The organism is Actinomycetota bacterium, assembly GCA_028698215.1.
Lineage (GTDB): Bacteria > Actinomycetota > Humimicrobiia > Humimicrobiales > Humimicrobiaceae > Halolacustris.
On the sequence record JAQVDY010000019.1, the window covers coordinates 17,466 to 29,438 of the forward strand.

Genomic DNA, 11,973 nt, shown 5'->3' on the forward strand with positions numbered 1-11,973 from the left:
CTACTCCTCCCTTTCTATAAATTTAAGGGCTTCATTGGGGCAGCCGCTGACACATACCGGTACATCCTCATCTTCACATAAGTCACACTTGGAAGCTATCTTCCTGGTGCCTGTATCTTTGCTTATCACCCCATAGGGGCAAACCATAATACAGCTCCAGCAGCCTACGCATTTATCCTGGTTACAGGTGACCACACCTGTGTTTTCGTTTTTTACCATGGCCCCCGAGATACAGGCATCCACACAAGGAGCATCCACACAGTGCCTGCATTGAATGGCAAAAGAATTATGGCCTATTTCCTCTACCAGGACCCGGGGAACAAGCTCCCCCTGTTCCGATTTGAAAGCCTGGATTATTTTTTTGCTCCGCGAATGTTTTACCTGGCAATATATTTCACATAACCGGCAGCCTATGCAATATTCTTCCTGAATATATATTTTTTTCATAACTACCAAGCCTCTCCTGCATGCTTAATTCCCAATATGGACAACTCCCTATCACTTAAACCAATTCCCCTTAAATGCTCCCGGTTGCCCCTTAAGCTTTCAATGGCATTAATGCCTGCCCCTCCCAGCATTTCCTTTATTTCCAAAGACCAGGCTCTCAGCAAATTAACCAGCCTGCGGGTACCGATCTGCGGGTTTAACCTCTTAGTCAAATAAGGGTCCTGGGTGGCAATACCCCAGTTACATTTTCCGGTATAACATTTCTGGCAGAGATGGCATCCCATGGCCACCAGGGCACTGGTCCCTATATATACGGCATCTGCCCCCAGGGCTATGGCTTTAATGATATCCGCACTGGATCTAATGCTGCCTGCCGCTATAATTGACGCCCTGTGCCTGATGCCTTCTTCCCTTAGCCGGGTATCCACAGAGGCCAAAGCCAGCTCGATAGGTATACCGATATTGTCCCTAATTGCCAATGGGGCTGCCCCCGTGCCTCCCCTGAGGCCGTCTATGGTTACGAAATCTGCCCCTGCCCTTACTATACCGCTGGCAATAGGGGCTACGTTGTGTACTGCTGATACTTTTACCCCGATAGGTTTCTGGTAATCAGTAGCTTCCCTTAAGGTACATATTAGCTGTGCCAGGTCCTCTATGGAATAAATATCATGGTGGGGCGCTGGAGATATGGCATCAGTACCCTGGGGTATCATCCTGGTAATGGACACCTCTTCGGTTACCTTTTCTCCCGGCAGGTGGCCACCTATACCGGGCTTTGCCCCCTGCCCAATCTTTATCTCTACTGCAGCAGCCTTCTTCAAATAACTAATATCCACTCCAAACCTTCCGGAGGCAACCTGCACAATAGTATTCTGGGCATATTGTTCCAGATCCCGGTGAAGGCCTCCTTCCCCGGTATTGTAGAAAGTTTTAAACTGGCTGGCAGCCTGGGCCAAACTCCTGCAGGCATTAAAACTTATGGAGCCAAAAGACATGGCAGAAAACATTATGGGAGTGGAAAGCTCCAGCTGGGGTAAAATCCTTGCCTTTACCTTTAGCTTGCCTTTAATATAGCTGTCCCCGCCTGGCTTTAGGTTAAGATGGCTGGCCTTTGACCCGATAAAGGTTTTTATTTCCATAGGTTCCCTTAAAGGATCAATAGAGGGGTTGGTAACCTGGGCAGCATTAAACAATATGTGGTCCCAGTAAACAGGATAGGGCTTATCCGACCCCATTCCGGTAAGTATTACTCCCCCTGTATCTGCCTGCTTGTATATGTTTTTTAAATAAGAAGCCGGCCAGTTGGCATTCTCCTTAAATTCAGATTCAGACTTCTTGACCTTGATAGCCCCGGTAGGGCATAAGCTTTCACAACGGTGGCAGCCTACGCATTGGCTGTTCTGGCTATACAATATATCCTGCTCGCTGTCATACTCATGCACATCATTGGAGCACTGCCGGAGGCAAACCTGGCAGGATATGCATTTTCCCATATCCCGTTCAATCTCAAAATCAGCATGATTTAATTTTAAAGCCATTGTCCTATACACCTGCCTTACTGGCTAAGCTGGTAATACTGCCTGATTTAACCATGCCTATCACTGGCTCTCCGCCCTCCGGATGCCAAACTACATCAGGGTCAGGGCACACTTTCCTGATAGCCGCCTCTTCGCTGGAAACATAAAGACAGTCGCCATAGCGTGCCGCCACCATGGGCCTTAGCTTAATACGGTCATTTAGGGCATAAAGCAAATTATGGTTGCCCACAATTATATTAAAGGGACCATTCAGCAGGCATCCACCATACAATATCCTGAGAGCCTGGGCCAATTGACCCCACTCTGGGGGCATTCGTTCCATTTCTTCCCATAAAGGGGCAGAAAGGATTAAGTGTATCAGGCCAATATCGATATTTTCTTTTCGGGCCAATAAGTCAAAAAGATAGGCAATAACTTCGGTATCCGTAGACAGGCTGCATTTGTAGCCAAAATCGCTAACAAACCTTTTATTGCTGCCATAAGAAGATATTTCCCCGTTATGCACCACTGACCAGTTAAGCAAGCCAAAGGGATGGGCTCCCCCCCACCAGCCTACGCTATTGGTAGGAAACCTGCCATGAGAGGTCCACAAATAACCCTGGTAATCTTCGATCTTAAAATAATGGCCAATATCTTCCGGGTATCCCACTCCCTTAAATATGCCCATATTCTTTCCGCTGGACATTACATAAGCACCGGTTACACTGCTGTTGATACCCATTACCATATCAACTATAAAATCTTCTTCCCGGACCAAATACTCATTATTGGCCTGGGCAAAGTATCTAAACATTAACGGAGGATTTTCCACCCTGGCCCTGGAGTTGGTAGGAATCTCTTCTGACAGAAGTATCTTAAAGTTCTTGTCTAGTATTTCCTCAACCTGGTATCTGGCTTCTGTATCTTCATACATGAGGTGAAAAGCCCAATCTTTAGAAAAATCAGGATAAATCCCATAAGCAGCAAAACCTCCTCCTAAACCATTGGAGCGGTCATGCATCATAGCTATTCCTTCCAGTACCTGATTTCCGCTAAACCTCTTTCCACTTTCATTTATTATGCCGAATACGGCACAGCCTGAGGAAATCCTGTATCTAACCGAGTATTCCTTTTTGGTCATTCTTTCTGTGTATTTCATCTTTTCTCCATAAAAAAAGCCTTCTTAAAACATCTCTGTTTTAAGAAGGCAACTTTACCTTCAAAACTTTTTGCACTTCATTATGCAAAAAGTAAAATATTTAATTTATGAGCAAATAATAGCAGGTTTGGCTAATTTGTCAATTTAAAAATGTTAAGCGGCCTATCAATAAAGCTTCTTCATATCTTCCAGGCTTAAAGGCCCATAATCACCGGCATGGCCTGAGGTGCCAAAATCAATCATCTTGGATTTTACCACTTCGTATACTGCCTGCCTGGCTGCACCAAAATAATCCCTGGGATCAAAAACAGCAGGGTTTTCAGTTAGAACTTTTCTAACTGCCCCGGTCATGGCCAGCCTTCCATCGGTATCTACATTTATTTTCCTTACGCCCCTCTTTATGGCTTCCTGTATGGAACTTATAGGCACTCCCATGGTGGACTCAAGTTTTCCCCCATAGCTGTTTATAATGTCTATTAGGTCCTGAGGCACCGAAGAGGAGCCATGCATTACCAGCGGAAAATAGGGGAGTTGGTTTGAAATAGCCGATATTATATCCATAGCCAATTCCGGTTTGGCCTTAAACTTATAGGCTCCGTGGCTGGTCCCAATAGCTAAAGCCAGGGCATCCACTCCACTCTGCTCTATGAATTTAATAGCCTCGCCAGGGTCAGTTAATTTGACCTTGCCTGAACCTACCCCGTCTTCAATGCCCCCCAGCGTACCCAATTCTCCTTCTACCGTAACCCCGAACTTATGGGCATATTCAACCACAGATGCAGTTACCTTTAGATTTTCTTCAAAAGTGGTAGGGGTCTTGGAATCTTCTTTTAGCGAACCGTCTATCATTACCGAAGTAAAACCCAGCCCAATGGCTTGCTTGCAGGTTTCCAGGCTATTGCCATGGTCCAAATGCAATGCAAGGGGAATATCGGGATTTTCTTCCTGGGCAGCCTGGGCCATATGCTTGATATATACCATATTGGTATATTTTAGGGCTCCCCTGGAAGCTTGAATTATAACTGGGGATCCCGTCTCGGAAGCAGCCCTCATAATGCCCTGGATCTGCTCCATATTATTAACATTAAAAGCACCTACCCCGTAGCCGCCTTTAGCTGCTTCATCCAGTATCTGTTTCATTGGTACCAATGCCAATTTTGCCTCCCTTTATTCCTTTTGCATTTCATGGGACATTACTATGGCCTCTGCCACATCCCTTAAGGACTTTCTTCTGTCCATCGCAAATTTTTGTATTTTTTTAAATGCCTTATTTTCAGTAAGATTGAAATCTTCCATTAATATGCCCTTGGCCCTCTCCAGAACCTTGCGGGTTTCCAATTCCTCTTTTATAACCTTAGTTTCTACTACCAGCTTGTAATTTTCTATAACAATAGCTGCCTGATCGGCTACTGCCTGCAGTATACTTACTTCATAATCACTGAACTGGTGAGGAGAAGATGTATATAGGTTTAGTACCCCAATTACTTTTCCCTTTACATGCAGGGGCACACACAGCAGCGAAGCCAGGCCTTCCTTTTTAGCAATTTCCTTGTATATATAGGTATCTTCTTCCAATATGTTTTTTACTATCCTGTACCTATTTTCCAGGGCCACCTGCCCGGCAATACCTTCCCCCAGTTTAATGGGGTTCTTGTTAATATATTCCTTGCTGATACTTTGGGTAGCTTTTATGGTAAGCTCCTTTTTCTTGGGGTCTAACAGCATGATAGAACAAATCTTTGATTTCATGGTTTCAGCAGTAACCGTAACTATCAGTTTTAGGATATCTTCCAGGTACAGGTCAGAAGTTATCGCTTCCCCTATCTTGGATAAGGCATCTATTATTTCTTTTGGGCTTTCGATATATTTATCATCCATAACATTACAGAAAAATTATTTATAAAATTATATTACATATAGTACCAGATTCATACCAATAGTTAAGGGGCAAACCAAAAATCTTAGCCTTTACAAAATATTTCAAAATATATAGAATGCATTATTGCGGTGGCGCATTCGTCTAGTGGCCTAGGACATAGCCCTCTCACGGCTAAAACAGGGGTTCGAGTCCCCTATGCGCTACCATTCAATCTCTAACTCCAAACAATTCTTGTTGAGGATTATCTTTATCTATCAGATTTTTTATTTCGTTGATCAGTTTTTCTGCAACTTCAATTGAACTAATTGCTTCCTTGTTGGTTATATGATTTTTTGAATCATAGATAAAGTCATGCCGCCTCCGCCTCATCCTGTTAAATTTACCGGTAATATCTTGGTATTGATCGCCTAGTATCATTCTTGTGAATTCCACTATTGTCTTATGTGAATTCTTTACAGTTGGCAAATATCCTTTTGAAAACATCAAAGCTCTACCTGCTCTTATCATAGCATGATAAGAAATGGTATAGGACCAGGTCAAATCTATACTTAGGTTTGCTTTAGATGTCTTCAGATCTTGTAATGACCTGAGAATTTGTTGGCTGATTTGTTTGAAGTCGGGTTTCTGTTTCTTAATAAGATTATTTTGAATAAATTTTCTGTAAGTCACTCTTATCTCCAATAAGCATTATCTTTTTATCTTTTAGTATTCTTAAAATAAAAGGCTCTTTTTCTTCGACTTCCTTTTTTAAATCACTTAACTTATATAGCTTGTAATTAATCTCTCGTTTTAGTTTTTCTTCAAGACTATCAAGTTTTTTAATAAGATTGCCCTCATCAGGGTCACCAATTAATAATAAGTCTACATCTGATAGAGCATTCTCCCTGGATTTAGCATAAGATCCATAAATGAAAGCTATTCTAATATCTCCTATTTCCTGGAGAATTCTCCTAATACTCCCCAGCAACCCCACAGTTTTAAAGATAATTTTTCTCAGCTCATCGTATAAAGGATAATCCTTATTAACTTTAATTAAACGCAAATTACCCTTGTATACATCTGTAAGTATTCCCTCGGAAATAAGATTATTTAAAGTTCTTTGGAATGTACCCGGTTTTTTATTTAGTATCCGCCCTACCTCTTGAATATAAAAAGATCTCTCCGGGTTGGTAAAAAACAAACCTAACAAATCAGCTTTATTTTTTGATATTATATTCATATTGCATATAATTATATGCATTTTGAATATAATGGTCAAGGTTTTGATTAATCTATATACACCACTATGTTTTGTTGCTCTGGCTCTCTTATCTTGCTCTGCTTGCAAGAATCCTGACACCAAAAAAACAAACAGTTGGACCTTAACTTGAGAATGGGCTAATATAAATTAATTTTTAACTTTCTCATTGCCATTAATTCAATAACAATTTGGTTCCAACTAAGATGTATATGCGCTACCAGTCCCTATTTAAAGGACTTTTCAAAACTCCAGAAATCCCTGGGAGATAATACTGGTATACCATTATACTTTTTCAATACAAGTAGATCTTTATCTCCAGTAATTATGCAATCTACCTCACTTTTACAGGCAGCTGCTAAAATATTATCATCATCTTCATCTCTACATATTTTTTCTCCAAGTTTACCGTAACCGGAAATAATTGAAAAATTTATATTGAGAAACCCAGTTACAATTTTTATCTCTTCTTTTGAATAACCGAATTTGGGTAAATTCTTCTCAAGTTCAGCTATTACAAAATCAGAAGTGTAATTTCTATGGTTAGCTAAGCAGTAACTGAAAAGCTCCGCAGCATATCCGTGAGTTATAAATGCCGAAATAATAACATTGGTATCAAAAAAAATTCTCATGACACAGTTTTATAGACATCCTCTTCATCAAATATTCCTGCAGCTTCAGCTTTGGGTAGCATATTCTTTCTTATTTTTTGAAACTCAACAACTGCAAAATATTGCCTTAGGGCTTCTTTTACAATATCGCTCCTGTTAGCTCTTTCCTCTTTTGCCATAGAGTCTAACTTTTTCTTTATATCCTTAGATAGGCTTATTGTAACTGATTCTCTCATCAAATCTCCTTCCATAATTTATGTGTGTTACATTATAGCACACTAATTAAGATTAAATAAACATCTATTTGAAGATAGATTTTTCTAAATTTTTTATTTCCATTATAATCTGGTTCGAAATTTTGTAACTTGGGGCTACCAGTTTCTTCGCTGCTATTACAATAACTCGAGAAGATTATCCTTTAAAAACTTGCTAATAATTTTTTTCTGTTTCTTTGTTAATACATTAAACAGGTCTTTTAATTTTTGGAATTCTGAATCTGATGATTTTATATTTTCCAATAAATTTTCTATGCTCAGATAATCCTTCTCAGCCTTATTTTTCCTCTTACTGTTAATTATAATTTTTTGAAATAAGTATGCCTGAGGAGTAGGTACAATTACTTTTATATCTCCAACTTCAATAACATCTATATTGTCAATCAGTATATTGGTATTCCTTAATCCTTCTGCTTTAATTCCAAAGGATGTAACCTCATATGGTTCAGATTGCCCTCTTTCCATTTATCTAACCAAAAATTCCAATTCTAAATCTTTTCCCTTGTAAAATTTATATACGCCACTTATATAATCAATTGAAGTTTCAAATCCCTCTTTCTCTAATACATCTACTATATTAATTCCCTCTCTGGGTTTATTAATATTTCTTATTAAAAAATCAATGTCTCTTATCTTTAAATTAGCTTCAAATTCTTTTAAATAACCCGATTTTTCGTAAATATATTCAGCCCAGCTGCCAATTAAAACAACATGTTCAAGAATCTTATTATTTTCTAATATTCTAATTGTTTCCCAAAATATTTTCTTTATATCACTCATCTGTGACTGCCTAGGACTTTAAGATCTTTTTCTATTTCTCGTAACAATTTTATATATTTCTTACGTTTCTTTATTTTTAATTCCAATTCTTTCAGATCATCATCTTTATTTTTTAAATAATCTGTTTTAACTTTATTACCTTCTCGATAAACCAGATATGGGTATTTCTTATTTCCCCTATTTTTAAATACAATATTTCCCTTTGGTAATTCAAGAACTTTATCCATATAATATTTTTTCATTTTTAATAATCGCTCTTTTTCTTCTTTAAACATTTCTTCTAAAATTGCCATTAAGCTAACCTTCTCAATTTTGTTTGATATTGCCCTACATATTTAAATATCTTATTAATTGTAGGGCAATATTTATAACTTTTTAATTTGCCCTACGGCTTCCTATATTATACTATTTTGTAGGGCAATATTAAATAAATTTATAATTCTAATTTTTATCTTAAAAATAAATTTTTTACTTTTTGCAGATAACATATTATTTGGTTCTTAATTGTAATACTTGAGACTGCTAATTTAATGGTTAAATTAAAACTATTTTCTATTAAAATCTTATGGCTTTAATGATTTATTTTCTTAGGATATATTCCTTTTAGAAAGCCAATAAATTTCAGCAGGGAAAATGCATGAAAATTATAAGCCTATCTAAGGAATTTTACGCTTTTTACTTTCATTTATCGGGGCTAATTCACCAACCCAGAGTTCCATATCAGAGATAGTTGCAGGTGATTTAATATTTCCGGCAGGATATAGGAAATTTTAAATTTAAATTTTTATAATTAAAACCTTAACTGGGAGATAAAAAATGAATACTTTCTAACAATTTCCATAATTGCATTTATTATAGCGGTTATATCAGGAATTTTTGGTTTTAGAAGAGCATAAGGAATAATATATTTAATTGCAAAAATTGCTTTTTTTATTTTTGTAGTACTTTTTATAATAATGCTTATTTTCTGGCTTCTTAATGCTTGTACTGCTGGCTTTTAATTAATAGTGGTCATGCTTACATGAAAAAATTTTAGTCTCCTAAAAGATTAACCTGGTGGATAGCATTTATTTTGGCTTTACCGGGAATTATAACTGAATTAGGTATAAGAATTCCGGTAATTTCATCTCATTCATTTATTATGGTTCCTATTTCAACAGTACTGCTAATAATAGCCACCAAGATAAAAGCTCCATAATGCTTGAAATGAATAATTTCAAAATTTAAGCTTAAAAATATTGTTTACTACCCATATCGTTCCTGCCAACTGACCCCGGCAGGAAATCAGTTACCCGAAATCCTGAACAGGTATTTTATTTCACTGGCCATGATGGAAAGCTCTTAACTATTGATTTACCGGGATAGAGCCTGGGTGTAACTGGGTTAGGGCTTACCTGCCAGAAAAAAGAAATGGTTGTAATAAATTCAGTTATAAATCAGTAGCTTTCTATGCTTAATTTCTGTTTTTCTTACATATTTTTAGCTATGGCGGGATAAATGGGCAAAAATTAAAAACCATAATCAAGTAGCAGCAGCTTAACTTTTATTATATAATACACAAAATATAAATTAAGGTTCGAAAACTTGAAAAAAAGGAGTTTTGCTTATGAAGAAAGGTATTATTATAACTGTTGTAATTTCTTTATTCTGTGTATTCTTACTGATTACTTCCTGCACACCTAAGGCCGAAGCCCAGGCAGGCACCCTGCCCACCATAAAGGAAGGCATATTAACTGTAGGAAGCGATTGTACCTGGCCGCCTATGGAATTTATCCAGGGAGATAAAATAGTGGGCTTTGACTATGATCTGGCCCAGGAAATAGCGGACAGGCTTGGCCTGGAATTAGATTACCAGAATACGGCATGGGATGGCTTATTCCCGGCTCTAATAGTAAACAAATTTGATATGGCCATATCATCGATTACCATTACCGAAGACAGGCAAAAAGAGATGGATTTTTCCATCCCCTATTTTAATACAGACCAGACTGTAGCCGTAAAAGCAGGCTCTGATATTGATTCTGAAGAACAATTGAACGGTAAGACCGCAGGTGCCCAAATAGGCACTACCGGTGAAATTGTAGCCAGAGAGATAGAAGGGCTCGATGTACAAACCTACGATGATATCTTAATGGTTTTTGAAGACTTGAAAGCAGGAAGAATAGATGCAGCTGTTTGTGATTCTTATCTGGGATATTACTTTGCTAACGGTGATGAAGATTTTGAAATTGCCATGGTACTTAAGACTGACGAGCAGCTGGGTATCGCGTTTGCCAAAGACAACCAGCAATTGGTAGATGCTGTAAACGGTGCATTAAAGAGTATTATGGATGATGGGACCTATGACACCATACATGAAAGATGGTTTGGCGATACCTAATAAATAATAGATAAGGTCGTATGCAGGGTTTAGCAGACTTAATTGAAAAATATTTTTCTATTAGCATAATACGGGAAGTGCTCCCTTTCTTATTGAAAGGAGCACTTCTTACTATTATCTTTTCAGCATCTTCAGAGGTTATAGGGATAATAATTGGCCTTTTTACCTCCATTATTCGTGTGTCTAAAGTAAAATTTTTCAGCCAGCTGGTAATGGTATATATAGACCTGCTAAGAGGTACTCCGCTGCTGATGCAGATCATCTTTGTTTATTATGCCCTTCCCTATCTGGGCATAAACCTTCCGGCACCTGTAGCTGGTATAGTAGCCTTATCTATAAACAGCGGGGCTTATGTTTCAGAAATATTCAGGTCCGGCATAGAGTCCATAGAAAAAGGCCAGATGGAAGCAGCCAGGTCACTGGGCATGTCTTATGGGCAGGCTATGAGATACGTTATAATACCACAGGCAGTAAAAAGGGTTCTTCCTCCCCTTACCAATGAATTTGTAGCCCTTATAAAGGATTCTTCCCTTTTATCGGTAATTGCCATATCTGAACTGCTTAGAACCTCAAGGGAAATGATGACCTGGAAGCTAAACCCTTCCTCCCTTACCGCTGCTGCTATTCTTTATTTAATTATAACTGTTCCCCTAACCAGGCTGGTTGGCAATATGGAAAACAGGATAAAAAGGGTAGATAGTTAAATATGATACAGATTACCCATTATAAATTATTAAAGAGGTTGATTTGATAAAAATAGTAGACCTTCATAAAAAATTTAAACAGCTTCATGTCCTAAAAGGGGTTAACCTGGAAGTAAAAAAGGGTGAAGTCCTGGCAATAATTGGTCCCAGCGGTTCTGGTAAAAGTACTTTATTAAGATGTGTAAACCTTTTAGAAGAGCCCACCTCCGGCCATATTTATCTTGATGGGCAGGATATAACTTCCAAAAAAACAGATAAGAACAAGGTTAGGCAAAAAATAGGTATGGTTTTTCAGAGCTTTAATCTTTTTCCCCATATGAGCTCCCTGGATAATGTTACTATAGCCCTTAAAAAAGTTTTAAAAATGAAATCTAGAGAGGCGGAAGAGATCGGTATTAATATGCTTAAAAAAGTAGGTCTATCCGATAAGATAAAAGCATTCCCTAACCAGCTTTCAGGAGGCCAGAAGCAAAGGGTAGCCATTGCCAGGGCGCTGGCCATGAACCCGGAAGCCATGCTTTTTGATGAAGTTACTTCCGCTTTGGATCCCGAGCTGGTAAAGGAAGTGCTGGATGTAATGAAAGACCTCATTAAAAGCGGGATGACCATGATGGTAGTAACCCATGAGATGGGTTTTGCTAAAGAAGTTGGCTCCCATCTTGTGTTTATGGATGAAGGCATAATAGTAGAAGAAGGGCTTGCTGCTGATGTCTTTGCCAAACCCCAGCATCAAAGAACCATTGACTTTCTGGAAGCAGTCCTGCACTAGATCGTTAACCTGCAATAATGGCAAAGCATAGCATTTATTCCCTACTGGATAATTCAGCGTTATAGCCTGAATACTCTATCAATAAGATACCCTGTCTAAACTCTGGACTATGCATACCCAGGTCTGGCCCCGGTTAAATTGAACCGGATTGCCGTCACTGCCATGGAATTGGAAAGGACTATATATATCACTTCTGCCCCAGGTACCCTCCATTA

The 11,973-nt window shown here is 38.4% G+C and carries 15 protein-coding genes and 1 tRNA gene; 4 read left to right on the forward strand and 12 right to left on the reverse strand.

From position 1 onward, the window contains the following. From PHN32_06525 to PHN32_06545, 5 genes are all read right to left on the reverse strand, one after another. A complete protein-coding gene (locus tag PHN32_06525) occupies positions 1–447 on the reverse strand; it encodes a 4Fe-4S dicluster domain-containing protein (protein ID MDD3777244.1) in 447 nt (148 codons plus the stop codon). 2 nt (positions 448–449) lie between these two features. Next, the gene (locus tag PHN32_06530) at positions 450–1,985 is read right to left on the reverse strand and encodes a glutamate synthase-related protein (protein MDD3777245.1); all 1,536 of its coding nucleotides are present in this window, start codon (positions 1,983–1,985) and stop codon (positions 450–452) included. A 4-nt stretch (positions 1,986–1,989) separates the two neighbouring features. Beyond that, on the reverse strand, positions 1,990–3,123 hold the full coding sequence (locus tag PHN32_06535; protein ID MDD3777246.1) for a glutamine amidotransferase family protein: 1,134 nt from the start codon (positions 3,121–3,123) through the stop codon (positions 1,990–1,992). A gap of 165 nt (positions 3,124–3,288) precedes the next feature. Continuing rightward, on the reverse strand, positions 3,289–4,278 hold the full coding sequence (locus PHN32_06540) for a ketose-bisphosphate aldolase (GenBank protein MDD3777247.1): 990 nt from the start codon (positions 4,276–4,278) through the stop codon (positions 3,289–3,291). Positions 4,279–4,290: 12 nt separating this feature from the next. After that, on the reverse strand, positions 4,291–5,001 hold the full coding sequence (locus PHN32_06545; protein ID MDD3777248.1) for a GAF domain-containing protein: 711 nt from the start codon (positions 4,999–5,001) through the stop codon (positions 4,291–4,293). Positions 5,002–5,132: 131 nt separating this feature from the next. Here PHN32_06545 and PHN32_06550 point away from each other — a divergent pair. Further along, positions 5,133–5,208: transfer RNA gene (locus PHN32_06550), tRNA-Glu, on the forward strand. A 1-nt stretch (position 5,209) separates the two neighbouring features. Here the strand turns inward: PHN32_06550 and PHN32_06555 are convergent. From PHN32_06555 to PHN32_06585, 7 genes are all read right to left on the reverse strand, one after another. Next, positions 5,210–5,671, reverse strand: coding sequence for a HEPN domain-containing protein (locus tag PHN32_06555; protein ID MDD3777249.1), 462 nt, complete (start codon positions 5,669–5,671; stop codon positions 5,210–5,212). Further along, positions 5,643–6,329: a nucleotidyltransferase domain-containing protein gene (locus tag PHN32_06560; protein ID MDD3777250.1), complete on the reverse strand. Its 687-nt coding sequence runs from the start codon at positions 6,327–6,329 to the stop codon at positions 5,643–5,645. Before PHN32_06560 ends, PHN32_06555 begins: the two co-directional genes overlap by 29 nt. A gap of 137 nt (positions 6,330–6,466) precedes the next feature. Then, on the reverse strand, positions 6,467–6,871 hold the full coding sequence (locus tag PHN32_06565) for a putative toxin-antitoxin system toxin component, PIN family (protein ID MDD3777251.1): 405 nt from the start codon (positions 6,869–6,871) through the stop codon (positions 6,467–6,469). Next, positions 6,868–7,086: a ribbon-helix-helix protein, CopG family gene (locus tag PHN32_06570; GenBank protein MDD3777252.1), complete on the reverse strand. Its 219-nt coding sequence runs from the start codon at positions 7,084–7,086 to the stop codon at positions 6,868–6,870. Before PHN32_06570 ends, PHN32_06565 begins: the two co-directional genes overlap by 4 nt. 156 nt (positions 7,087–7,242) lie before the next feature. Continuing rightward, positions 7,243–7,590 carry a hypothetical protein gene (locus PHN32_06575; GenBank protein MDD3777253.1) on the reverse strand — a complete coding sequence of 116 codons (348 nt, stop codon included), beginning with the start codon at positions 7,588–7,590 and terminating at the stop codon, positions 7,243–7,245. Next, positions 7,591–7,905, reverse strand: a complete 315-nt coding sequence (locus PHN32_06580; GenBank protein MDD3777254.1) for a hypothetical protein — start codon at positions 7,903–7,905, stop codon at positions 7,591–7,593. Then, positions 7,902–8,198 carry a hypothetical protein gene (locus PHN32_06585; protein MDD3777255.1) on the reverse strand — a complete coding sequence of 99 codons (297 nt, stop codon included), beginning with the start codon at positions 8,196–8,198 and terminating at the stop codon, positions 7,902–7,904. Before PHN32_06585 ends, PHN32_06580 begins: the two co-directional genes overlap by 4 nt. 1,313 nt (positions 8,199–9,511) lie before the next feature. On the opposite strand from PHN32_06585, the gene PHN32_06590 reads away from it, so the two are divergent. From PHN32_06590 to PHN32_06600, 3 genes are read left to right on the forward strand one after another with little or no spacing between them, the layout of a single operon-like run. Next, entirely contained in the window at positions 9,512–10,285 is a 774-nt protein-coding gene (locus PHN32_06590) for a basic amino acid ABC transporter substrate-binding protein (GenBank protein ID MDD3777256.1), read from the forward strand. Between the two features lie 20 nt (positions 10,286–10,305). Further along, the gene (locus PHN32_06595) at positions 10,306–10,989 is read left to right on the forward strand and encodes an amino acid ABC transporter permease (protein MDD3777257.1); all 684 of its coding nucleotides are present in this window, start codon (positions 10,306–10,308) and stop codon (positions 10,987–10,989) included. A 43-nt stretch (positions 10,990–11,032) separates the two neighbouring features. Beyond that, a complete protein-coding gene (locus PHN32_06600) occupies positions 11,033–11,758 on the forward strand; it encodes an amino acid ABC transporter ATP-binding protein (protein ID MDD3777258.1) in 726 nt (241 codons plus the stop codon). Positions 11,759–11,973 lie beyond the last annotated feature (215 nt).